The sequence below is a fragment of the Piscicoccus intestinalis NBRC 104926 genome, from assembly GCF_001515525.1.
GTDB classification, from domain to species: Bacteria; Actinomycetota; Actinomycetes; order Actinomycetales; family Dermatophilaceae; genus Kineosphaera; species Kineosphaera intestinalis.
In genome coordinates this window covers 1-23455 of record NZ_BCNQ01000071.1, presented here as the reverse complement: position 1 = coordinate 23455, position 23455 = coordinate 1, and the positions used below count along the sequence as shown (strand labels likewise).

At 71.7% G+C, this 23455-nt stretch carries 20 protein-coding genes; 12 read left to right on the top strand and 8 right to left on the bottom strand.

Translation table 11 applies throughout. The features are described from left to right. Positions 1 to 54: 54 nt before the first annotated feature. From PINTE_RS12320 to trxA, 8 genes are all read left to right on the top strand, one after another. A complete protein-coding gene (locus PINTE_RS12320) occupies positions 55 to 537 on the top strand; it encodes an NUDIX domain-containing protein (RefSeq protein WP_068430891.1) in 483 nt (160 codons plus the stop codon). A gap of 38 nt (positions 538 to 575) precedes the next feature. After that, positions 576 to 2894, top strand: coding sequence for a DUF6049 family protein (locus PINTE_RS12315; RefSeq protein ID WP_157087221.1), 2319 nt, complete (start codon positions 576 to 578; stop codon positions 2892 to 2894). Then, a complete protein-coding gene (murJ, locus tag PINTE_RS12310; protein WP_084343534.1) occupies positions 2891 to 4591 on the top strand; it encodes a murein biosynthesis integral membrane protein MurJ in 1701 nt (566 codons plus the stop codon). Before PINTE_RS12315 ends, murJ begins: the two co-directional genes overlap by 4 nt. 147 nt (positions 4592 to 4738) lie before the next feature. Further along, positions 4739 to 6466 (top strand): protein kinase family protein, encoded by a 1728-nt coding sequence (locus PINTE_RS12305; protein ID WP_157087220.1) that lies wholly within the window; start codon positions 4739 to 4741, stop codon positions 6464 to 6466. Further along, on the top strand, positions 6466 to 7014 hold the full coding sequence (gene sigM, locus PINTE_RS12300) for an RNA polymerase sigma factor SigM (protein ID WP_068430882.1): 549 nt from the start codon (positions 6466 to 6468) through the stop codon (positions 7012 to 7014). Before PINTE_RS12305 ends, sigM begins: the two co-directional genes overlap by 1 nt. Positions 7015 to 7235: 221 nt before the next feature. Beyond that, complete coding sequence (locus tag PINTE_RS12295) at positions 7236 to 8138, top strand: RsmA family anti-sigma factor (protein WP_157087219.1); 903 nt, start codon at positions 7236 to 7238, stop codon at positions 8136 to 8138. Between the two features lie 497 nt (positions 8139 to 8635). Further along, positions 8636 to 9640 (top strand): thioredoxin-disulfide reductase, encoded by a 1005-nt coding sequence (gene trxB, locus PINTE_RS12290; protein WP_068430901.1) that lies wholly within the window; start codon positions 8636 to 8638, stop codon positions 9638 to 9640. 88 nt (positions 9641 to 9728) lie between these two features. Beyond that, entirely contained in the window at positions 9729 to 10055 is a 327-nt protein-coding gene (trxA, locus tag PINTE_RS12285; RefSeq protein WP_068430876.1) for a thioredoxin, read from the top strand. A gap of 95 nt (positions 10056 to 10150) precedes the next feature. On the opposite strand, the gene PINTE_RS12280 is transcribed toward trxA, so the two are convergent. From PINTE_RS12280 to rpmH, 8 genes are all read right to left on the bottom strand, one after another. Further along, on the bottom strand, positions 10151 to 11386 hold the full coding sequence (locus tag PINTE_RS12280) for a ParB/RepB/Spo0J family partition protein (RefSeq protein WP_068430874.1): 1236 nt from the start codon (positions 11384 to 11386) through the stop codon (positions 10151 to 10153). Between the two features lie 269 nt (positions 11387 to 11655). After that, complete coding sequence (locus PINTE_RS12275; RefSeq protein WP_245642927.1) at positions 11656 to 12765, bottom strand: ParA family protein; 1110 nt, start codon at positions 12763 to 12765, stop codon at positions 11656 to 11658. Positions 12766 to 13091: 326 nt separating this feature from the next. Further along, entirely contained in the window at positions 13092 to 13907 is an 816-nt protein-coding gene (gene rsmG, locus PINTE_RS12270; RefSeq protein WP_084343533.1) for a 16S rRNA (guanine(527)-N(7))-methyltransferase RsmG, read from the bottom strand. Continuing rightward, on the bottom strand, positions 13904 to 14605 hold the full coding sequence (locus PINTE_RS12265) for a Jag family protein (RefSeq protein ID WP_084343532.1): 702 nt from the start codon (positions 14603 to 14605) through the stop codon (positions 13904 to 13906). The genes rsmG and PINTE_RS12265 overlap by 4 nt, the downstream gene beginning before the upstream one ends. Positions 14606 to 14699: 94 nt before the next feature. Continuing rightward, complete coding sequence (gene yidC, locus PINTE_RS12260; protein WP_068430870.1) at positions 14700 to 15722, bottom strand: membrane protein insertase YidC; 1023 nt, start codon at positions 15720 to 15722, stop codon at positions 14700 to 14702. A gap of 96 nt (positions 15723 to 15818) precedes the next feature. Next, positions 15819 to 16163, bottom strand: coding sequence for a membrane protein insertion efficiency factor YidD (yidD, locus tag PINTE_RS12255; RefSeq protein ID WP_068430867.1), 345 nt, complete (start codon positions 16161 to 16163; stop codon positions 15819 to 15821). Continuing rightward, positions 16160 to 16561, bottom strand: a complete 402-nt coding sequence (gene rnpA, locus PINTE_RS12250) for a ribonuclease P protein component (RefSeq protein ID WP_068430864.1) — start codon at positions 16559 to 16561, stop codon at positions 16160 to 16162. The genes yidD and rnpA overlap by 4 nt, the downstream gene beginning before the upstream one ends. A gap of 12 nt (positions 16562 to 16573) precedes the next feature. Beyond that, positions 16574 to 16711: a 50S ribosomal protein L34 gene (gene rpmH / locus PINTE_RS12245; RefSeq protein ID WP_068430860.1), complete on the bottom strand. Its 138-nt coding sequence runs from the start codon at positions 16709 to 16711 to the stop codon at positions 16574 to 16576. A gap of 390 nt (positions 16712 to 17101) precedes the next feature. Between rpmH and dnaA the strand changes: the two genes are divergently transcribed. The 4 genes from dnaA to PINTE_RS12225 all read left to right on the top strand — a co-directional run bounded on the left by dnaA (position 17102) and on the right by PINTE_RS12225 (position 23276). After that, a complete protein-coding gene (gene dnaA / locus PINTE_RS12240; protein WP_068430893.1) occupies positions 17102 to 18571 on the top strand; it encodes a chromosomal replication initiator protein DnaA in 1470 nt (489 codons plus the stop codon). Positions 18572 to 19566: 995 nt separating this feature from the next. Beyond that, entirely contained in the window at positions 19567 to 20700 is a 1134-nt protein-coding gene (dnaN, locus tag PINTE_RS12235) for a DNA polymerase III subunit beta (RefSeq protein WP_068430857.1), read from the top strand. Positions 20701 to 20770: 70 nt separating this feature from the next. Then, positions 20771 to 21853 (top strand): phosphogluconate dehydrogenase (NAD(+)-dependent, decarboxylating), encoded by a 1083-nt coding sequence (gnd, locus tag PINTE_RS12230; RefSeq protein ID WP_068430854.1) that lies wholly within the window; start codon positions 20771 to 20773, stop codon positions 21851 to 21853. Positions 21854 to 21935: 82 nt separating this feature from the next. Beyond that, positions 21936 to 23276 (top strand): DNA replication/repair protein RecF, encoded by a 1341-nt coding sequence (locus PINTE_RS12225; RefSeq protein WP_068430852.1) that lies wholly within the window; start codon positions 21936 to 21938, stop codon positions 23274 to 23276. Positions 23277 to 23455: the final 179 nt, after the last annotated feature.

Genomic DNA, 23455 nt, shown 5'->3' with positions numbered 1-23455 from the left:
GCCGAGCACCATGGCGTGCGGCGATGATCCTGAGGATCTCGTTAAAGTACAAAGATGACGTCCACTCCACGCCCCGCGAGAGCGCCTCGGCGGCTGCCCGCGGTGCTGGAGACGTCGGCCGGTGGAATCGTCGTCGACGTGCAGGAGGGCCGCGCCCACATCGCGGTCATCGCACGCCGCAACCGGGCCGGGCGCATCGAGTGGTGCCTGCCGAAGGGCCATCAGGAGAACGACGAGACTCTCGTGGAGACCGCCGAGCGGGAGGTCGAGGAGGAGACCGGCATCCAGGGCCGCGTGCTGACCACGCTCGGCACCATCGACTACTGGTTCTCCACCCACGACCGGCGGGTGCACAAGATCGTGCACCACTACCTGCTCGAGGCGACCGGCGGCTACCTCACGGTCGAGAAGGACCCGGACCGCGAGGCGATCGACGTCGAGTGGATCCCGTTGCGGCAGGTCCAGGACCGGCTGACCTTCCCCAACGAGCGCCGCATCGCGCAGTTGGCCTGGGAGAGGCTGGCCGGCGAGGGATGATCTCGCGCGCCCCGCGAGCCCGTCGCGTCGCCTCCGTTGTGACCGCCCTGGCACTCGGCCTCTGGGTGGCGATCGTCGGCATCATCGGTGCCGCCGCGACGCGGGCCCCGACGGGTGCCGCCGCTGCCGCCGCGGCTCACCGGGCCCCTCAGGCGGTGCCGTCGGACTCCCCCGAGACAGCGCCGGCAGTGCAGACAGCGCTGGCCGCGCAGGCCGCGCTCTCGGTGCGCGTGGAGCGACTCGACCCGATCATCGCGGTGCCCGGCACCGACGTGCGGCTGGTCGCGCGGCTGACGAACACCGGCGCCGACCCGACGGCGGGCCCGGTGCAGGTCGGGGTGCAGCTGGGCGCCGCCAGCGACCTGCGCACCCGCACGCAGATCCGACGGTTCGCCGCCGACGGCGAGTTGCGCCGTGACACGCGGGTCATCGCGGCCGCGACCACCCCGGGGACGATGGCGCCCGGCGCGACGACCCAGCTGCAGCTGACGATCCCCGGCGACGCGATCAACCCCGACCGGCCGTTCGGGGCGATTCCCATGCGGCTGCGGGCGCAGGTGCAGCAGCCCGCCGGCGCCTCAGGGGAGGCGGTGTCCACGGTGCGGGCGTCCTTCCTGCCCTTCCAAGGGCGCAAGGAGTACCAGCCGCTGGCGACCTCCGTCATCGTGCCGCTGACGCTGGACGCCGACCCGACTCTCGTCACCGCGACCGGGCCGGACCGTGCGAACGCGTGGTCGCAGGCCCTCGAGCCCGGCGGCCGGATCGACCGGGTGCTCGCGGCCACCTCGCAGCACCGGGTCACCTACGCCGTCGACCCCGCCCTTCTCGACACCCCGGACTACAGCCACGCCTCCCCGACCGAGGCGCCCACGACCGCGACGCACACGACCGCGACGGGCACCCCGAGCACACCCACCGCACCGTCGACCCCGACGGCCACGCCCACCCCCACGCCCACGCAGGCCCCGAACCCCGCCGCACAGCCGGCCTCGCCGGACCCCGCGGAGCCGGCCCAGCAGGCGCTGCGCACGCGGCTGGCCGAACTGGCCACGGACCACGGCATCTGGGCTCTGCCGCGCAACGACCCCGACCTGTCGGCCCTGGTCGCCGCGGACGCCTCGCCGGCCACGCTGAACCGGGCCCTCGGCGGCGCCCCGAGCGAAACGTCCGACGTTCCCGAGCTGCTCGGCCTGCCGGGGGCCGCCCGCGTGGCCTGGCCGGTCGGCCGCCCCCTGTCGACGTCCGCGGGCGAACGCGTCCGGCAGGCGTTCGCGTCGGGAGGTGCCGGCGGCGCGGCGGCCACGATTGCTCCCGCCTCCGCCTACGACGCCGACCCCGACTCCTCCGGCTCGGCCGCGCGCCGCGCCGCCGACGGCACCCCGGTCATCACGTTCGACGACGAACTCTCCCGCCTGCTCATGACGGCCAACGACCCGGAGGAGACCACCGAGCTCACGCTGCAGGTGCTCGCGGAGACGGGGGCGCTCGTCGCGCAGGCCCCGGGCCGGCACCGCTCGGTGGTCATCGCCGCCGGCCGCGAGTTCTCCCCGTCTCCGCCGGTCGTGCAGGGGTTGCTCACGGCGCTCGCCGGCACGCCGTGGATCCAGCTGACCGGCACCGACGGGCTGCTCGACGCCGGGAACGCGCAGCACACCGTCGGGTCGCCGCTGGCCGATGTCACCGACCCGACGTCGGCCGGCCCGTCTCCGGTCACCACCGCGGCGCTGACCCGCATCGAGAGCCAGTACGGGCAGGTGGGGGGCCTGTCCAGCGTGCTGTCGGCCCGGTCCGACTCCCTCGTGGTGCCCGACGAGGAGGCGCTCGACGCGTTGCTGTCCTCGCGGTGGCGCGCCGCCCCCCGGGTGTGGACCGACCTGGAGGAGCTCCTGCGCGAGCGGGTCGCGGCGCTGGCGACCGGTGTGTCGGTCGTGCCGAGCACGATCAACTTCTTCGCCGACTCCGGCGTGCTGCAGGTGACGGTGGTCAACCGGCTCGACGTCGACGTGCGCGACGTGCGGGTCGTGTTCGAGCCCGAGGGCCGCCCGCCGCGGCTGCGGGTGGTGGCCGAACCGGCTCCGTTGACGATTCGCGCGGGCAGCCGCACGACGGTGCGGGTGCAGGTCGAGGCGATCGCCGCGGGTGTCGTGCCGGTGTCGACGCACTTGGCCACCCCGGCGAACACTAGGCTCGGCTCCGACGCCACGGTGCGCGTGCGAGTGCAACCCACCAACGGGTGGCTCATGCTCGGGCTGGGTGGGCTCGCCGGCGTGGTGTTCATCGCGGGGCTGTTCCGCGCCCTGCGCGTCGGGCGGCCTCGCGTGCCGACGGAGGACCTCAAGGAGATCGACCACGAATGAGCGGCGAGGACACCCGGACCCCCACCGGTGACGCGACCGGTGACACGAACCGGGACACGACCGGCGGCACGACGACCTCGAACAGCCGGCTGGCGCGACACAGCGCGGTGATGGCCGGCGGCAGCCTCGTCTCCCGGCTGCTGGGGGTCGTGCGTTCGTCGATGATCATGGCCGTCTTCGGGCGCTCGCTCGCCGGCGACGCCTGGGCGGTGGCGAACACGCTGCCGAACACCGTCTACCTGCTGCTGGCCGGCGGCGTGCTCAACGCGGTGCTCGTGCCGCAGATCACCAAGGCGGAGAAGAACCCGGACGGCGGCAAGGACTTCGTCGACCGGCTCCTGACGCTGGCGATCCTCGGTCTGCTCGTCGTCACCCTCGTGTGCGTGGCCGGGGCGCCGCTCCTCGTCAGGCTGTTCTCCAGCGACACGTGGCCCGAGCAGCAGTTCGCGCTGTCGGTGGCGTTCGCCTACATCTGCATGCCGGCGATCTTCTTCTACGGCATCTACACGATCCTCGGCCAGGTGCTCAACGCGCGCGAGCGCTTCGGCTGGTTCATGTGGTCGCCGGTGCTGTGCAACGTCGTGTGGATCGCCGGTCTCGGCTGGTTCATGAGTCAGCACGGGCGCGGGGTGGGCTCGCCGGGTGCGTACACCGCCGAGATGATCTGGCTGCTCGCCGGCTCCCTCGTGCTCGGCGTCGCCGCGCAGGCCCTCGTGCTGCTCTTGCCGCTGTATCGCGGCGGCTTCCGCTACACGCCCCGGTTCGGGTGGCGCGGAGTCGGTCTCGGCAGCGCCGGCCGGGTCGCCGTGTGGACGTTCGCGGCCCTGGTCGTCGCGCAGCTCGGGCTCGTCGTGCAGTCCCGGGTGCTGACCTCGGTCGAGCACGGCGACACCGGAAAGCTGCCCTACGACCAGGCGTTCCTGCTGTTCATGACCCCGCACGGGCTGATCACCGTCTCGCTGGTGACGGCGCTGTTCACGACGATGAGCCGGGCCGCCTCCGTCAAGGACGTGGGCTCGCTGCGCGGCAGCGTCGTGCAGGGCCTCACGCTGACCGGGATCGCGACGGTGCCGATCATGATCGGCACGCTCGTGCTCGGCCCCTACCTGACCCGCATCGTGTTCCCCGGCAACACGGTGCAGACCACCGACGCCATCGGCTACGTGATGATGGCGATGATGCTCGGCCTGCCGGCCTACGGCGCCTTCTACGTCATGCAGCGCGCGTTCTTCGCGATGGAGGACGCCAAGACCCCGTTCTTCCTGCAGCTCGTCAACACCGGCGTCGCGGCCGCCATCGCGATCGGCTGCCTGTGGGTCCCCTCGGAGTTCCGCGCCGTCGGCGTCGCGCTCGGCCAGGCCGTCAGCAACATGGCCGCGGCGCTGTTCGCCGTGCTCTGGCTGTCCCGGCGTCTGCAGGGCCTGCCGATGGCCGGGGTCGTCCGCACGACCGTGCGCGTCACCGTCGCGTCGCTGCCGGCGGCGCTGGTCGCCCTGGCGGTGGTGTGGCTCAGCGAGACCTTCACCGCCCACGGCCGGCTCATCGCGCTCATCGCCCTCGCGATCGGCGGAACCCTGTTCGTGCTGCTGTACGTCGCCGCCGCGAAGCGCATGCGCGTGCGGGAGATCGACTCGGTCCTGCAACCGATGCTGCGACGCGTGCGAGGCGCGCGAGGTCGAAAGCAGCCCGCAGCCTAGACTGGCGTCACGGATCGGTGTGTTCGCACACGCGTCACCAACGGTTCGTACGACTCGGTCGAAGGTTCTGCGGGACAGGCGTGTTCGCCGACTCTAGCGGTACCGACGATCTCCCCGACAGACAGGGACGAACATGAGGAGACCGCGGTGTACGGCGTAGGTACAGGACGGGTGATCGCCGGCCGCTATTCCCTCAAGGAGCGACGGGCGCACCTGGGATCCATCGAGGTGTGGTCGGCCGTCGACTCGACGCTGGGGCGCGAGGTCTCGATGACCGTCTTCCCCAGCAACCTGGCCCGGGCCGACGCGATCGTCGACGCCGCCCGGCGCAGCGCCGCCCTCAACGACCACCGGCTCGTGCGGGTGCTCGACGTGGGAGCCGGTGAGGAGATCAGCTGGCTCGTCGAGGAGTCGCTGGCCGACTCGCGCAGCATCGCCGATCTCGTGCACGCCGGGCCGCTGCCGCCCGAGGAGGCCCGCCGCATCGCCGGTGAGGTCGCCAGCGGGCTCGCCGTCGCCGCGGAACGCGGGCTGCATCACCTACACATCACCCCGCACTCGGTGCGCCGCACCGACGGCGGGCTCATCAAGATCGCCGGGCTGGCCACCGCCGCCGCCCTCGAGGGCACAGACGAGACCGACGGTCCGCGCGCCGAACGCGTCGACACCGTCTCCACGGTCGCGCTGATGTACGCCGCGATGACCACCCGGTGGCCGCTGCCGCAGCGGGTGCCCGGGCTGGAGCCCGCTCCCCGGATCGTCGGCGGGGTGGCCGCCCCGTCGGAGATCGCCACCGCCGTGCCGCCGGATCTCGACGCGATCTGCCGGGCCACGCTCAACCACGACACCGGTCCCCGCACCCCCACCGAGTTGGTCGCACGCATCTCGCCGTGGTCGCACACGCTCGTGCGGCACGTGTCGACGCGCACGGCCGCGGTGGCCCAGCCCGCCTCGCCCACCTCGCCCGCGGCGACGCAGGCGATCCCCGTCGTGCGGCCCGGCTCCGAGCAGGCCCCGCCGCGCGCGGCCGCCTCGGTCGGTCCCATCGCCCGGGTGCGCGAACACCGCGAGGGGCAGCGCGAGGCCCGCGCGGCCAGCACGCGGCGCCGTCTCGAGGAGCGTCGAGCCGACCCCGGCTTCCTCAACCTGCCCGAGGCCCTCGAGGAGCAACGCAACACCCCGCTGCCCCCGCCGGCTCCGCTGCTGCCGCCGACCCCCGAGGTCGAGGGCCGCCACGCCAAGCTCATCCTCACCGTCGTCGCGGGCATCATCGTGCTCGCACTGCTGTTCGCGATTCCCACTCTCACTGGCATGTTCTCGCGCGGAGTCGGGGAAGAGCCGGCGGCCGGTGCGGCCACGCCCACCACGACCGGCTCGCCGACCGCGACCGGCAACACCGGCAACACCGGCACCGGAACGGGCACGGCCACGACGGGCAACGCGATCACCCCGGTCGGAGTCAGTTCCTTCGACCCGCAGGGCGACGGCAGCGAGAACGAGTCGCTGGCGTCGTCCGTGCTCGACGGTGACGCGAACTCGGGCTGGCGGTCGGAGGGCTACAACAGCCCGATGGGCACCAACAAGGAGGGCGTCGGCCTCATCGTCGAACTGCCCGGCGACACGACGGTCAAGGAGATCCGGGTGCAGCTGCCGGCCAGCGGCGGCTCGCAGAACCTCGAGTTCTACGCCGCCGATCGCCGCTCGATGCGCGACGCCACCCGGATCGGCGCCATCGACGACGGCAACGGGGCCCGCAGCGTGCCGGTGCGCAACCCGGTGGCCGGCCGCTACCTCATCGTGTGGGTCACCAAGACCGCTCAGGAATCGGATGGCAAGTACCGCGCGCGCATCAACGAGATAACCTTGCTCTCCTGATGCCCCGCACCCCGCTCGACGTCGCCGACCCCACCGACGCCGAGTTGCTCACCGCACATTGCGCCGGCGATCCGGACGCGTTCGGTGAGTTGTTCCGTCGGCACCGAGACCGCATGTGGGCCGTCGCCCTGCGCACGACCAACGACCCCGAGCTCGCGGCCGACGCCGTCCAGGAGGCCTTCATCTCGGCGTTCCGGCGCGCCGAGACGTTTCGCGGGCAGTCGGCCGTGACGACCTGGCTGCACCGCATCGTCGTGAACTCCTGTCTGGACCGGTTGCGCCGCCGGCGCCCCACCAGCGAACTGCCCGAGGACCACGCCCCGCTCATCGCCGACCGGCACGACCGGCACGCGTCGGTGGAGACCCGCCTCGACGTGCAGGCCGCGCTCGCCACGCTGCCGGAGGGGCAGCGGCTGGCGCTGACCCTCGTCGACATGCACGGGTTGAGCGTCGCCGAGACCGCCGAGATCCTCGGTGTCGCCGAGGGCACCGTAAAGTCCCGCTGCGCCCGGGGTCGGGCCGCGCTGGCGCCGCTGCTGCGGCCGTAGCCGATCCGCACCGCCCCTGTCGCTGGGCGGTCGGTTCTCGCCCGGCGGGTGGGGGCCTCCCAGGGGTGGTCAGGGTCGGGTCAGGGAACCTCCGGGTTGCCCGGAGCGTCAGACCTCTCAGCACCTTGTTGCCGACGCGGCCACCGCACACGCGGTCGCCGTGCCCCGACCTGGCCCCAATGTGCCCGACGCCCTGACGCAGCATGACCGAGGTGGAGACCGTGACGCGACCTCTCTCTCGCCGGCGCTCCTCGCACGACGAGGATCCCACCGGCGTTCAGCGACTCCTCGCGACACTGCCCGACCCCGGACCGATGCCCCCGCAGCTCGTCGAGCGCATCAGCGCCAGCCTCGCGGCCGAGCGGGAACACCGCCCGCTGCCCGACGACGGCGCCGACGTGCGGCCGCTGTTGGCGTCCCGCCGCGGCGCGGCACCGTCTCCCTCCTCGGCTGCGTCGTCCTCTGCGGCCTCGGGGGACCCATCGCGCGCGTCCGCGGGTCGTTCCTCCCGCGGGTGGCTGCTGGGGCTGTCCGGGGTCGCGGCCGCCGCGGCCGTCGGCGGGGTCGTCGTCATCAACGCGCTCGGACCCACCGGCAGCGCCGCCGACCCCGTCGCCCAGGCTCAGTTCCACTTCGGCGCCAACGGCTCGGACGCCGTGACCGCTCCGGCGTCTCCCACCACGGACTTCGCCTCGCCCTCGGCCTCGCCATCCGCCTCGGGGTCCCCGGCCGCGCCCGCGCAGACCGCGACCCCGGGGAGTGCGGCCGGCGCCCTGTCCGCGGCGCAGGTGCACGTGCAACTGAGCTCGACGCAGTACTCGCACGCGCACCTGTCCGACCAGGCCGCCGCGCTGTGGAGTTCACCCCAGCCGCCGCTGCGCGCGCTGTCGGCGGAGTCCACGGCGATCGGCCCGATCGGCACCCCGCTCGGCGTCTCCCAGTGCCTCACCGCCCTCGGCGTCTCCGACGTCTCCCGGGCAGTCGTCGATCTCGCCGTGTACGACGGCGCCCCGGCCGCGGTCGTCGTCACCGACGGTGCCGACGGGCGCGACGTGCGCGTCGTCAGTCGCCAGTGCGGCGCCGCCTCCACGTCGGTGCTCGCCGGTCCGCTCACTCTGCGCTGACACTCCGGACGCCGACGCGCCCCCTGATACTCGGACGCCGCACTGGCGACGCTGATCCTCCGACGCGGCCACGCCGACGCTCGGGAGCCGGGGCGCCCCGCCTGGCGCAGGTATCGTGAGGTCCCGATACAGGCTCGTATCGGCTCGAATCCACGGACTCCTCGGGCGTCGGCCGGGCTCGCGATCTCGACACGGCTGGGCCTTGCTCGGGATTCTTCCAGGCCCGGCGGGTGTTCAGTGACGTGACCGGCTCCTCGCGGCACGGAACGGAATATGCCCCTAGGGGTATGTGTTGACGTGGCAGTCGTCGGCATCCGACGCCGCGCGGACCGCCTGGTCGATACGAACGCGGAACTCGGCAGCACAGCGTGAAGGGACAACTCGTGAACGACTCCATCAACGGCCTCGGGCAGTCGGCGGGCTTCATCACCGCCGGTTCGTTCGCGAACGGCGCCTCGGCCGAGTCGGCGCAGGTCACAGGCGAATCCGGCGCCGACGTGCGCGACCTCATCATCATCGGTTCGGGCCCGGCCGGCTACACCGCGGCCGTCTACGCGGCCCGGGCTAACCTGCGTCCGCTGGTGCTCACCGGCTCGGTGACCGCGGGCGGCGCCCTGATGAACACCACCGAGGTGGAGAACTTCCCCGGTTTCCCCGAGGGCATCATGGGCCCGGACCTCATGGAGAACATGCGTACCCAGGCCGAGCGCTTCGGCGCCGAGCTCGTGGCCGACGACGTCGTGGAGGCCCGGCTCGACGGCTCCGTCAAGGAGGTCGTCGACGGGGAGGGCCGCACCCACCGGGCCCGCGCCGTCATCCTCGCGATGGGCTCGGCCTACCGGGAGCTGGGCATCGACGACGAGAAGCGGCTCTCCGGCCACGGCGTCTCCTGGTGCGCCACGTGCGACGGCTTCTTCTTCCGCGACCAGGACATCGTGGTCGTCGGCGGCGGTGACTCGGCCGTCGAGGAGGCCACGTTCCTGACGAAGTTCGCCCGGTCGGTCACGCTCGTGCACCGGCGCGATGCGCTGCGCGCGAGCAAGATCATGGCCGAGCGAGCCTTCGACAACCCGAAGATCACGCTCGCGTGGAACAGCGCCGTCACGGCGATCCACGGCGACGCCAAGGTCGAAGGCGTCACCCTCACCGACACCGTGACCGGCGAGGAGCGCCGGCTCGACGTCACGGGGGTGTTCGTGGCGATCGGGCACGACCCGCGCAGCGAGCTGGTCAAGGGCCAGGTCGCCCTCGATCCCGAGGGGTACGTGCTCGCCGAGGGCCGCACCAGCCGCACCAACCTGCCCGGGGTGTTCGCGTGCGGCGACCTCGTCGACCACTCCTACCGGCAGGCGATCACGGCCGCCGGCTCCGGCTGCGCCGCCGCCCTCGACGCCGAGCGCTTCCTCGCCACCCTCGCCGAACTCGGCGACGCCGACACCGCCGCCGCTCCCGAGACGGCCCGCACCGTCGACACCGCGGTGCTGACGACCAGCGCCACGTGAGCTGTCGCCGGGCGGCGCCGCAGGCCTGCGCTCGGCTCCTTTCGACCACCGACCATCCACCGACCCACCCACATCTGGAGAGGACCTCATGGGGAACATCAAGGAAACGACCGACGCCACATTCCAGGCCGACGTGCTGGGCAGTGACAAGCCCGTCCTCGTCGACTTCTGGGCACCCTGGTGCGGGCCCTGTAAGGCCGTCGCCCCGATCCTGGAGGAGATCGCCGGCACCCACGGTGAGAAGCTGACGATCGTCAAGCTCAACACCGACGAGAACCCCCAGACCGCCGCCAAGTACGGGATTACCAGCATCCCCACGATGAACGTCTTCGTCGGCGGCGAGGTCGCCAAGACGATCATCGGCGCCCAGCCCAAGCCGCGCCTGCTGCGTGAGCTCGAGGCCTTCACGGGCTGACGACCCGCGACACCCACAGCGTGGGGGCGCGCGAATGACGAAGGGCCGGGATCCGCATGGATCCCGGCCCTTTCGCGTGTGCCGCGCCAGACGCCTCAGCCGGCGAGCTGGTGGTCTCCGTCGACGCGGCGCGGGCGCTCACCGATCGCCTCGAGGATCCGGTTAAGGTCGTCGACCGACGCGAACTCGACGGTCATCCGCCCCTTGCGACGACCCATCGCGATCGACACGCGGGTATCCCACCGGTCGGCGAGAAAGGCCGCGAGGTCGTCGAGCTCGGGCATCCGGGCGTCGCCGCGCTGGGCGCGTCGAGCCGGGCGTTCCGGCTCACCGCCGAGGGCGACGATCTCCTCGACGCTGCGCACCGACAGGCCCTCCGCGACGATGCGCTGGGCGAGCCGCTCCATCGCCGCGGCGTCGGGGAGCGCAAGCAGCGCCCGCGCGTGGCCCGCGGACAACACCCCGGCGGCGACCCGGCGCTGCACCAGGGGAGGCAGCTTGAGGAGCCGGATGAAGTTGCTGATCTGGGGCCGCGAGCGGCCCAGCTTGCTGGCCAGCTCCTCGTGGGTGCAGCCGAAGTCGTCGAGGAGCTGCTGGTAGGCCGCGGCCTCTTCGAGCGGGTTGAGCTGGGTGCGGTGCAGGTTCTCCAGCAGCGCATCGCGCAGCATGTCGTCATCGCCGGTGGAGCGGATGATCGCGGGGATCGTCGTCTCGCCCGCCTCGCGGCTGGCGCGCCAGCGCCGCTCGCCCATGACGAGTTCATAGGCGACGTCGTCGTCCGAACCGGCCGGGTCGGCTGGGTCGGCGTGGCCGGCCACGGGCCGGACGACGACCGGCTGCAGCACGCCGATCTCCTTGATGGAGTGCACGAGCTCCGCGAGTTCGTCCTCGTCGAAAACCTGCCGGGGCTGGCGGGCGTTCGGGCGGATCGCGTCCAGCGGCAACAGAGCGAACGAGGCCCCCGGCACGGGGAGGATGGTGTCGCTCTCGCTGTCGGCGGGCGCCTCCGTCGTGACCGTCTCCTCCGCCGTCGTCCCCGGCGTCGTCTCCGGCGTCGACGCCGAGGCGGCGTCGGACTCGTGGTGCTCGATCGTGTCGGCAGCTGCGGCGGAGCCGGTCATCACCGGCACCTGACCCGTCAGGGGTCGGTACGACGCCGTCTCGGGAGACCGTGCCTCGCGGTCGGTCCCCCCGGAGGCGGTGGCGCGGTCACCGGCGGGTGACTGATCGCGAAAGAAGACATCTCGGGGACGGGCCACGGACCCCATCGCCGGTTCGGTAGGAATGAGCGCGCCCAGCCCTCGCCCGAGTCCCCGCCGTCGCTCCGTCATCTCCGTCTCCCTTTCGCCGTTGATTGACCTGGATTGACCTGCCCGAGCCTATGCGTGCGGCACCTGCGGGCGTTGGCGACGCACCGAGGGCTGTGGATGACGCGTTTCACGTGAAACTGGCCGCGCGGCCTGTGGATGGATTGGGGCCGTGCGCCCGACATTGCGTCGCTGAACCTCACGCGGCGCCGCGCGAGCACTGGGTTCCACGGGTGTGGTTACAGCCCTGTGGTTTCACCGACGTGTTTCACGGGAAACATGCCCTCGCGGCGTCAGGCCCGCTCGGCGAGTTCCCGGGCTGCGTCGAGATACGACAGGGCTCCGCTGCTCATCGGGTCGTAGGTCATGACCGTCTGCCCGTGACTGGGCGCCTCGGAGATCCGCACCGACCGCGGAACCGTCGTGCGCAGCGCCTGGTCGGGGAAGTGATTGCGGACCTCCTGAGCGACCTGCTGGGACAGGCGCGTACGGGCGTCGTACATCGTCAGCAGGATCGTCGAGATGTGCAGGGTCGGGTTGAGGTGCCGACGGATCATGTCGATGTTCTTCAGCAGCATCGACAGACCCTCGAGCGCGTAGTACTCGCACTGGATGGGGATGAGCACCTCGTGGGCCGCGACGAAAGCGTTGATCGTCAGCAGGCCCAGGCTCGGGGGGCAGTCGATGAAGATGTAGTCGGGCGCCGAGTCGCCGGCTTCGCGCAGGTAGGCCTCGACCGCCCGCTGCAATCGCGTCTCCCGGGCGACGAAGGAGACCAACTCGATCTCGGCACCGGCGAGATCGATGGTCGCCGGCACACATCGCAGGCCGGGGAGATCGGGGCAATCCTGGGCGACCTCGCTCAGCGTCGCCTCGTCGACGAGGACGTCGTAGATGCTGCGGACCTCGGAGTGATGCTCGATCCCGAGGGCCGTGCTGGCGTTGCCCTGCGGGTCGGTGTCGATCACCAGGACCTTCAGGCCGCCGCGGGTCAGGGCGGCGGCGAGGTTCACCGCGGTCGTGGTCTTGCCGACCCCGCCCTTCTGGTTGGCGACGGTCAGTACACGAGGCACCGGGGGGCGCGGCCAGGACTCTGGGGCGTACGGGTCGCCCTCGGGCCGCCGCCTCCCTTGAGCGCTGCTCTCGGTCGCGTTACCGTCGGCGGCCGCGGGCGCCGGGGGCGTCTCGTCGGTCGCCGGTTGAGGCAGCGCGGAGGCGATTGCGGCGGCTGCCGCGTCGAGCTCGACCGGGTCCACCTCCGGGTGATCCGTGACCGGCGCGTCCGTGGGTTCCTCGATCGGCGCTTCCTGCATGGGCGCTCCCTCCGCGGAGGAGACGGTCGTGGAATCGCTCTCGACGGTGATCGGCTCCGACTCCTCTGACTCCTCCGGCGCCTTGAACACGTCCGACTGCTCCGTTTCACGTGAAACGGCGTCGCCCGGCGTCTCTGGGGCGCGGGTGTCGGCCTCCGGGCTCGGAGCGGGCCAGCCGAGCCCGGTCGTCGACCGGGGGTGGGATGGGTCCGGGGAGTCCGCCGCCGGCGTCGCCTTCTCGCCACTCGGCCATCCCAGACCAGTGTGCTGTCCCACGTGGATCCCTCGCTCATTCTCATGACTGGAACTCCCGGCCGAGCCGGGGTTCCGGCATGGGCGGACTACCGCCGGGGCTTGGTCAACGCTAATGCCTGGCCTCGCAACCCGATCGAGGCCTCGCCGGGGTGTGTCGCAGATCAGGACCGGCGGCCGCGGGGGCGACCGTGCCTGTCCGATCGAGGGGCCTTGCCGCCTCGCGGTGGCCGGTTACGCCGGCCCCGGTCCCTGGCTTCGCGAGCGTCTCCTTCGCTGACCCGAGTCGCGCGCACGACGCGGGTCGGAACCTCGACGAGGTCCTCCCCGAGGGTGACGAGCTCGATGTCTCCCGCGCCGGCGGCGAGCATCGCGTCGCGGTCCTCCTCGATCTCGCGCGCTACCGAGGCGCCCTTCATCGCCAGCATCACCCCGCCGATCGGGACGAGCGGCAGACACCATCTGGTGAGCTCCCCGAGTCGCGCGACGGCACGCGCGGTGACGACATCCCCGCTGAGCTCGCCCCAAAAGGCCTCCGCCTTGCCGCGATGCACCCGCACCTGATTCAGACCGAGTTCATCGACGGCGGCGTCCAGCCAGCGCACCCGCCGCTCCAACGGCTCGACGAGTTCGACGTGCAGGTCCGGACGAGCGATCGCCAGCACGATTCCGGGCAGACCGGCCCCGCTCCCGACGTCGACCACCCGAGCGCCATCGGGGATCGCCCGAGCGAGCAGGGCGCAGTTGATGAGGTGGCGATCCCACAGCCGCGGCACCTCGCGCGGCCCGACGAGCCCGTGATCGACCCCGCGAGTGGCGAGGATGCCGGCGAAGTGCTCCGCGGCCGGGAGCTGTCCGGCGAACAGCTGGACCGCCGCCTCCGGGGGATCGGTCAACGCGTCGAGGCCCCGGGCGCTGCGCGGCTCCTCGCCGGGGCGGCCCGCACGCTCGTCCCCGTCGGTCGGCGGCCCAGACGTCACGCGGGAAGGACGACGACGTGCCGAGACGGCTCGGTGCCCTCCGACTCGGAGATCAGTCCGGCGGCCAGCACCTCGTCGTGGGCGACCTTGCGCTCGAAGGCGCTCATCGGCTTCAGGGGCGTCGGCCGTCCGCTGGCGCGGACCTCGTCGATGGCCTGTCGGGTGACGCTCACGACGGCCTCACGACGCTGGGCGCGGTGGTCGGCGACGTCGAGCATGAGCCGGCTCCGCTCGCCGGTCGCGGCCTGCACGGCCATGCGGGTCAGCTCCTGCAGAGCCTCGAGCACCCGCCCGTCCTGGCCGACGAGGCGCCGCGGCACCCGGCCCTCCTCGGAGTCGATGATCGCGACCGACGCGCGGTCGCCGTCGATGTCGACGTCGATGTCGCCGTCGAGATCCGCGATGTCGAGCAGCCGCTCGAGGAAGTCGGCCGCCACCTCGCCCTCGCGCTCGAGCTGCGCGGTGCGGTCCTTGCCGGCACGGCGCGGCCGCTCGCCGGCCCCCCGCTCATCGGCGTCGTCACGCTCATCCGACTCAGACTCAGGCTCGGCGTCGGCGTCGAACCCCGACTCCTCGTCCGACTCGGACAGCTCGGGCTCCACGGCGTCCCCCACGGCGGCGGGGGCGGCGGCGTCGGGGTCCTGCTGCTCGGTCAGGTCCGCACCGGCAGTGGGCTCCTGCTCGGTCTTCTCGCTCATCGCGAACTTCTCCTTCTCGGCCGGACCGTCACGGGCCGGCGTGCCTTCGGTGGTCCGATGGTCGCTGCGCGGCGGGCGACAGCGCCCGCGACACTCAGCGCTTGCGCTTCTTGCGTTTGGGTTGCTGTCGGCGCGGCTGTTCCCGCTGGCCGCTGACCCGCCTCGGCGGTTCGTCGGAGACGGCCGTCGCGCCCGTGCCGGAGGAGCCGGCGGCCTCCTCGGCCGGCTGCTCGTGCGACAGGCCGGGCACGGAGAACTTCTTGTGCTCCTTGCCGCGGCGACGGCGGCGCTCCTCCAGGGCCCGCTCGGCCGGGGAACCGGGGGCCGGCATGCGGTTGATCACGTAGAACTGCTGGCCCATCGACCACAGGTTCGTGACGAACCAGTAGATGAGCACACCGATGGGGAAGTTCACGCCGGAGATCGCGAAGACCAGCGGCAGCACGTACAGCATGATCTTCTGCTGCTGGGCGAACGGCCCCTCGAGTGCCGACGCCGGCATGTTCTTGCGCATCAGCTGGTGCTGGGTCGTGAACGTCGTCACCGACATGAGGATGATGAGCACGACGGTGACGATCTTGGCCGACAGCGACCCGGAGTACAGGAAGGTCGCGGACAGGTTGGCCCCGAAGATGTCGGACTGCTCCGCCTGCGCGGCGAGCTGCTGCCCGAGCGGACCCGCGGAGATGCGCTGCCCGCTGGCCACCCGACCGAGGTTGTTCAGCACCGAGAACAGCGCGAAGAAGATCGGCATCTGTAGCAGGATCGGCATGCACGAACTCAGCGGGTTGGTGCCGGTCCGCTTGTAGAGATCCATCGTTTCCTGGGACATCGCCTGCCGCGACTCGGGGTCGGTGCGTCCCTTGTACTTCTTCTGGATCTTCTGCATCTCCGGCTGGATGAGCTGCATCCGCCGGGAGGACTGGATCTGCCGCACGAACAACGGGATCAGCAGCGTGCGGATGACGACGACGAGCCCGGCGATCGAGAACGCCCAGGTCCATCCGGAGTCGCCCGGCATGCCGATCAGTTCGAAGCCGCGGTGGAACGCCACGAGCACCCACTCGACGAACCACTCCAGTGGCCAGAGCAGTGTCTCCCAGAACGACCTCTCCATGACCTGTCTGCCTGTCCTTCGTGCTCGGGTGGCGAGATGCCACCGGGTGGGGCCGGACATCCGGCGCTGTCGCGCGGGCCCGACGTCGGTGCTGGCTCAGCGCTCCAGGCGGTCCTGAGGCTCGGCGGCCAACCGCCACTCATTCAAACGTATGGGGCGACCGTCGTGCCCCCGGCGTGGAACGTGGTCGACGCCGCCGGGGTTCCACGGGTGACATCGGCCCAGGCGGCGCACGGTCAGCCAGGTGCCGCGCACCGGGCCGAACCGCCGCAGCGCGGTCAGCGAGTACGCCGAACAGCTCGGGTAGAAGCGGCAGCTGCTCGGCAGCAGCGGCGAGAGAAACATCTGGTAGGCGCGCACGAACGCGATGAGCGGGGCCGCCGCCCAGCGCCGCCCGCGCCCCTGCGAATCGCGCCCCTGGGGATCGCTCACGTCGGTCATGGCCGGCCCCCCGGTCCGGCGCCGCCCGGCACGCCCGCGTCGGCCGAAGCCCCGCGCCCCTTGGTCAACGCCCGCGGCAGACACCGGTCGAAGGCGGCGCGCAGGTCGTCGAACGTGGCGGTGCCGGCCGCGGCGTTGGCACGTACGACGAGGTCGACACCGGGAGGCAGTGCGGGCAGCCCGGCGGCGACCAGCGCCCGCAGGCGACGCTTGACCCGGTTGCGCACGACGGCGTTACCCACGGCCCGAGACACGACGAACCCGACGCGCGCCGGAGAACCGGCGCGCGTCGGAGGTCGCGTCGCGTGAACGACAAGAAGGCGGCTGCCAGACCGAGCGGCGCCGATCGCGGCCCGGAACTCGGCGGGGCGGCGCAGCCGGTGGCGTGCCGGAAGCACGCGGCGAGCCGATCAGGCGGAGAGCTTTTCGCGCCCTTTGCGACGGCGGCCGGCCAGGATGGCGCGACCGGCGCGCGTCGACATGCGCAGCCGGAACCCGTGGGTCTTCGCCCGCTTGCGGTTGTTCGGCTGGAAGGTGCGCTTGCTCACGATGCTCTCCGTAGATGACGCAGGTGCGCCGGTCGTGATCGGACGCCCGCCTCTCGAAGCGGTGCACGCCCGCACTCCTACGGAGCGCAAACGGGCGGGACACGCGAGGTGTATCGGCGACGGGCATGCGAAGACGACCGGCTTGATAGGCCAAGCATCTACGTTACGGCAGCGCGTAAAGGGGGGTCAAACTCGCGACGGGCCCGCCGCACGGAGAAATCCACACGCTGTGGACAACCGTGTGGACATCTGTACGCTCTGCGAACGCGGCCCGTGACCTGCGGAGTTGCTCGCGTGAACGCGGGGACGCGGCGGACCGGCTCCGACGACGTGCCGCCGGCCGCGGCGACGCGCGACGGCGAGAATCGGACGCACGCGTACAGTGACGTCGTGCAGGAAGAGGCCACCCAGATCTGGCAGGCGACGCTGCGGTCCCTCAACGAGGGCGGCTTGCCTGCCCCTCAGCGTGCGTTCCTCGCTCAGGCATCGCTCATGGGCATGCTGGGCGACACGGCGCTCATCGCCGTGCCGGACGAGTTCACCAAGGACATCGTGGAGAGCCGGGCCCGCGAGTCGCTCGTGGAAGCCCTGTCCGCGCAGACCGGAAAGGACGTGCGGCTCGCGGTCACCGTCGACCCGACGCTGCGCGGCCCGCTGGGCGACAGCGAACAGCCGGTGCTCGACGGGTACCCGGCGGGCTCGACGGCCTCCTCCGACGACGCGTCGACCCCGGCTCCGGCCTCGGCACCGGCTCCCGAGCCGGCTCGTGGCTTCGGAGACCGGCGCGCGGCCCGCGACACCACCTCCCGGCCCGACACCGAGCCCCCGCGGCTGAACCCCAAGTACACCTTCGACACGTTCGTCATCGGCGCCAGCAACCGGTTCGCGCACGCGGCGGCGGTCGCGGTCGCCGAGGCCCCGGCCAAGGCCTACAACCCGCTGTTCGTGTACGGGGAGTCGGGCCTGGGCAAGACCCACCTGCTGCACGCCATCGGCGACTACGCCCGCAGCCTCTACCCGAACGTGCGGGTCAAGTACGTGAACTCCGAGGAGTTCACCAACGACTTCATCAACTCGATCCGCGACGACAAGGCCGCCGGATTCCAGCGCCGGTATCGCGACATCGACGTGCTGCTCATCGACGACATCCAGTTTCTGTCGGGCAAGATGCAGACGCAGGAGGAGTTCTTCCACACCTTCAACACGCTGCACAACGCCGACAAGCAGGTCGTCATCACCTCCGACGTGCCGCCCAAGCAGCTGTCCGGCTTCGAGGAGCGCATGCGCAGCCGGTTCGAGTGGGGGCTGCTGACCGACGTGCAGCCGCCCGACCTCGAGACCCGGATCGCGATCCTGTCGAAGAAGGCCGTGCAGGAGCGACTGAGCATTCCCGACGACGTGCTGGAGTTCATCGCCTCGCGGATCACCTCGAACATCCGCGAGCTCGAGGGAGCGCTCATCCGCGTCACGGCGTTCGCGAGCCTGAACCGCCAGGACGTGGACCTGGGGCTGGCGGAGATCGTGCTCAAGGACCTCATGCCCGACACCCAGGCGAGCGCGATCACGGCCGCCACGATCATGGCGCAGACCGCGGACTACTTCGGCCTGACCATCGACGACCTGTGTGGTTCATCGCGCTCCCGGGTGCTCGTCAACGCCCGCCAGGTCGCGATGTACCTGTGCCGCGAGCTCACCGAACTGTCGCTGCCAAAGATCGGGCAGCAGTTCGGGGGGCGCGATCACACGACGGTCATTCACGCCGACCGCAAGATCCGCACCCTCATGGCCGAACGCCGCTCTGTGTACAACCAGGTCACCGAACTCACAACTCGAATCCGGTCGCAGTCCAGCGGCTCCTGAGCCGCATCCCCAGGCCCTGTGGATTTCCACCTTCGGGCCGACAATCCCTGCCCGGCCACCGCTTTTCGCCAATGGACGGTCATGTCTTGGTCGCGATATCCCCAGGTCGTCACCAGCTCGGACGCGGTCGGGCGTCCGAGTCACTGACACTCCCCGACACTGTTGCGACGCAGGTCACACGTTTGTGGCGGTCGTTCAACAGTCCTTTCCGGAGATTGTTCAAGACGTTTGTCCACAACGGAATCCACAGGTGTGGACTGTCTCGACCCAGAGCCGGCGCGATCGCGCTCACAGGTCTCTGACGTGCAACGATGACTCCACAGGTGGGGATAACCCTGTGGACAACCGCGGAAGAGCTCGTTCGGCGCGTGGTTGTGGATCATCGGTGGACAGCCGGTGTACGACGCCCCGCGCGCTGTTGACGGCATGTGGAACCACCGGCAGCCGCATGTGGGAACAGCCACGTCGTCCACACCGTCGCTGCGTCGTCCACGCCGTGCCCACGGCCGCGTCCACACCCCCAATTCGAGGGCTGACCTGCGCAGACGGCGCTCCTCCACACAATCCACAGCACCGATGAATCCGATGAGAGAACTCCAAGAAGAGAATCCACACCGGGTACTGCCAGGGATGCGGCACCCGAACCGGCTCTCAGCCCCGACCGGATCCGCACGGACCGTCGAGCAATGTCGAGGGCCCCGCATCCCACACTCACCGACGCTGTTCACATCGGCACGCCGCCGACGAACGTAAAGAGTTCCTCCACAGGCGAGTTCCCCCTCCACGTTCGGGCGTTATGCCCGAATATCGGCCGAACAGGAGCTGCTCGATCACACACGCCGCCGCCTCGCGGAGTCGGACCGTGGATCGAGGGGGCCCTGAGGTTAGAGTCGGGGTGCGCGTGCGGCGGCCTGCCGGTGGGCCTCTCGTGGCCGTCGGCACCGGTGCCGCCAGCGCGCGGTGGTTCGCGTCGTGCTGCGAGAAGGAGTGCCGGAGTGAAGTTTCGAGTGGAGCGGGACGTTCTCGCCGAGGCCGTGACGTGGGCCGCGCGCGGGCTGCCCAGCCGTCCCCCGGTGCCTGTGCTCGCCGGCATCCTCATCGAGGCCGATGAACAGGGCACGCTGACGCTGTCGGCGTTCGACTACGAGGTCTCGGCGCGGATCACGGTCGCGGCCGACGTCGCCGAGGGCGGCACGGTGCTCGTGCACGGCAAGCTGCTCGCCGACATCTCCCGCAACCTGCCGGGCAAGCCGGTCGACGTCGGCACCGACGGCAACAAGGTGACGGTCACCTGCGGCTCGAGCCGGTTCAGCCTCCTGCAGATGCCCAGCGACGAGTACCCGACGCTGCCGGTCAGCCCCGAACCGAGCGGCAGCATCGCCGGCGACGTGTTCACCCAGGCCGTCGCGCAGGTCAGCGTGGCCGCCGACCGCAGCGACACCCTGCCGATCCTCACCGGCGTGCGCCTGGAGATCGACGGTTCGACGATGACGATGCTCGCCACCGACCGCTACCGCCTCGCGCTGCGCGAACTGACCTGGGACCCTTCGGGTTCGGAGGACGGGCTGACGGTGCTCGTGCCCGCCCGCACCCTCTCGGAGACGGCTCGCGCGCTCGGTCCGTCGGGCACCGTGCAGCTGGCGCTCGGTCAGGCCGCCGGCGGAGACGGGCTGGTCGGTTTCGAGGCCGGGCAGCGGCGCACGACGACGCGCCTGCTCGACGGCGACTACCCCAAGGTCTCCTCGATCTTCCCCACGAGCGTCGACACCGAGGCCGTCGTCGAGACGGCGCTGCTCGTCGAGGCCGTCAAGCGCGTCGCGCTCGTCGCCGAGCGCAACACCCCGGTGCGACTGCGGTTCACCGACGGCCAGGTGGGCATCGACGCCGGCACCGGCGACGACGCCCAGGCCAGTGAGGCGGTCGAGTGCGTGCTGCACGGTCCGGAGATCGAGGTCGCGTTCAACCCGCACTACCTGCTCGACGGCCTCGGGGTCGTCGGCACCCAGTTCTCCCGGCTGTCGTTCACCCAGCCCAGCCGCCCGGCGGTGCTGACGGGGCAGGCTGCTGCTGACGCGGACGCCGACACGTCCTACCGTTATGTGCTGATGCCCGTGCGGTTCGCCAGCTGAGCGCGCGGGCGCCGACCGACCCGCCCCGTCAGGGGCACGACTCCACCCGTCCGCAGGGAAAGGGCGCACCATGCAGCTCGGATTGATCGGCCTGGGCAAGATGGGCAAGAACATGCGCGAGCGCATCCGGCGCGCGGGCATCGAGGTGGTCGGCTACGACCGCAACCCCGAGGTCAGCGACGTGGCCTCGCTCGACGAGCTCGTGCAGCGGCTGGCCGCGCCGCGGATCGTGTGGGTGATGGTGCCGCACGGCGACCCGACCCGGCAGACGATCGAGGAGCTCAAGGGCCTGCTCGACGAGGGTGACCTCGTCATCGACGGCGGCAACTCGTACTACAAGGACGACGCGGTCAACGCCGCGTCGTTGGCCGAGCGCGGCATCCACTACGCCGACTGCGGTGTCTCCGGCGGCATCTGGGGCTTGGAGAACGGGTACGGCCTCATGGCCGGCGGCGCCGCCGAGGACATCGAGCGGGCCATGCCGATCTTCGACGCGCTGCGCCCCGAGGGCCCGCGCGACGAGGGCTTCGCGCACTCGGGCGAGGTCGGCGCCGGGCACTACGCGAAGATGGTGCACAACGGCATCGAGTACGGCCTCATGCACGCCTACGCCGAGGGCTGGGAGCTGCTGGAGGCCAAGGACATCGTCACCGACGTGCACGGGTCGTTCAAGGCGTGGAGCCGCGGCACCGTGGTGCGCTCGTGGCTGCTCGACCTCATGGTCAAGGCGCTGGAGGAGACGCCGCACCTGGAGGGCGTCAGCGAGTTCACCACCGACTCCGGGGAGGGTCGCTGGACGCTCATCGAGGGCATCGACAACGCGGTGCCGATGCCGGTGCTCGCGGCCGCGCTGTTCGCCCGGTTCACCTCGCGACAGGAGAACTCGCCGCAGATGCAGGCGGTCGCCGCGCTGCGGGGGCAGTTCGGCGGGCACGCGGTGCAGATGCTCGACGACAAGGCCGACGTCAGCCCGGCCGCCGAGCCCAAGCACGAGGCGGGTCGCGGCGTGGCCTCGGGCAACGTCGACGACTCCAAGACCCGGCTCGACGAGCGGCCCCAACCGGGCGACGCCGACGAGGCGGGTCCGTCGTCGGGGTCGGGTGGCACGCAGGGCGGTGACGGGCCGACCTCCGGCAGCGGCTCGGCCCGCTGATCCGGGCCGCACCGCGGCATCGGGCCCGACCAGCGGGTGCGACGCGGTGCGTCATGCGGGCAAGAGGAACGGGTGAGGGCCGGTGTATCTGCGACACGTGAGCCTGGCCGACTTCCGCAGCTATGCCGCCGCGGAGGTGGCGCTGGGGCCGGGCGTGACGACCCTCATCGGGCGCAACGGCGAGGGGAAGACCAACCTCGTCGAGGCCGTCGGTTACCTCGCCACGCTCGGCTCGCACCGGGTGGCGCAGGACGCCCCGCTCGTGCGGTTCGGCGCCGACCAGGCGATCGTGCGCGGCGCGGTCGTGCGCCAGGGTCGCGAGACGCTGCTCGAACTGTCGATCGCGCCTGGCCGCGCGAACAAGGCCCGGCTCGGGCGCTCCCCCGTGACCCGGCCGCGTGACGTGCTCGGCACCGTGCGCACCGTGCTGTTCGCGCCCGAGGACCTCGCCCTCGTCAAGGGCGACCCCGAGCAGCGCCGCCGGTTTCTCGACGACCTGCTCGTCGCGCGCCAACCCCGTTGGGCCGCAGTGCGTTCCGACTACGACCGGATCGTGCGGCAGCGCAACGCCCTGCTGCGCACCGCCTCCGCCGCGCTCGGTGCCCGGGGTGCTCGGGGTTCTCGCGGCCGGCGGGCCTCGGGTCGGGCCGCTCCCGGCGCCGACGCCCAGGCGGAGTCGGAGGCCGCGCTGCACACCCTCGACGTGTGGGACGACCAGCTGGCCGGCGTCGGCGCGCAGTTGCTGTACGCCCGGCTGCGATTGCTGCGGGATCTGCGGCCGCTCCTCGCGCAGGCGTACGACACGGTCAGCGACTCCGCCTCCGACGCGCGGGCGGTGTACCGCTCGAGCCTCGGGGAGGCGGAGGCCGCGGCGCTCGCGGCCGGAGAGGTGCCCGAGCCGGAGGCGCTGCGCGAGGCAATGCTGCGTCGGCTGACGGAGGTGCGTTCGCAGGACGTGGAGCGCGGAGTCGGGCAGGTGGGCCTGCACCGCGACGACGTGGTTCTCTCGCTGGGCGAGATGCCCGCGAAAAGCTATGCCTCGCACGGGGAATCGTGGTCTTTCGCCTTGGGTCTGCGGTTGGCGGCGTTCCGGTTGCTGCGCCGTGACCTCGGGGACGACCCGGTGCTCGTGCTCGACGACGTCTTCGCCGAACTCGACAGCGGCCGGCGCGAACGCCTCGCCGCCGATATCGCCGACTGCGAGCAGGTGCTCATCACCGCCGCCGTTCCGCAGGACGTGCCCGCCTCGCTGAGCGGCGCCCGTCTGCGCGTGCGCAAGGGCAGCGTCGAGCCCGAGCCAGAGCCCGGGCCCGAGCCAGAGGTCGAGTCAGAGCCCGGGCCGGGGCACGAGCCTGATCCCGAGGCTGAGCGCGAGCCCGAGCCTGAGCCCGAGGCGCAGGAGGTGCGCGATGGCGAGGCGTGAGCCGCCGAGTGGTGAGCCCGGCTCCCCCCGCTCCCCCGAGGAGCCCGACCGGCCCGCCCAGCCTGCGCAGTCAGAGCAGTCAGAGCAGTCAGAGCAGCCCCACGAGCCCGGCTCCCCCGACGAACCCGGCGATCCCGACCTCGCGGCGGCCGCGGCGCTGGCGCGGGCCCGGGCCGCCG

Coding starts and splice junctions, on each gene's coding strand:
- PINTE_RS12320 (WP_068430891.1), top strand. CDS start 55: ATGACGTCCACTCCACGCCCCGCGAGAGCGCCTCGGCGGCTGCCCGCG.
- murJ (WP_084343534.1), top strand. CDS start 2,891: ATGAGCGGCGAGGACACCCGGACCCCCACCGGTGACGCGACCGGTGAC.
- sigM (WP_068430882.1), top strand. CDS start 6,466: ATGCCCCGCACCCCGCTCGACGTCGCCGACCCCACCGACGCCGAGTTG.
- trxA (WP_068430876.1), top strand. CDS start 9,729: ATGGGGAACATCAAGGAAACGACCGACGCCACATTCCAGGCCGACGTG.
- PINTE_RS12280 (WP_068430874.1), bottom strand. CDS start 11,386: ATGACGGAGCGACGGCGGGGACTCGGGCGAGGGCTGGGCGCGCTCATT.
- PINTE_RS12265 (WP_084343532.1), bottom strand. CDS start 14,605: ATGAGCGAGAAGACCGAGCAGGAGCCCACTGCCGGTGCGGACCTGACC.
- yidC (WP_068430870.1), bottom strand. CDS start 15,722: ATGGAGAGGTCGTTCTGGGAGACACTGCTCTGGCCACTGGAGTGGTTC.
- yidD (WP_068430867.1), bottom strand. CDS start 16,163: ATGACCGACGTGAGCGATCCCCAGGGGCGCGATTCGCAGGGGCGCGGG.
- gnd (WP_068430854.1), top strand. CDS start 20,771: ATGCAGCTCGGATTGATCGGCCTGGGCAAGATGGGCAAGAACATGCGC.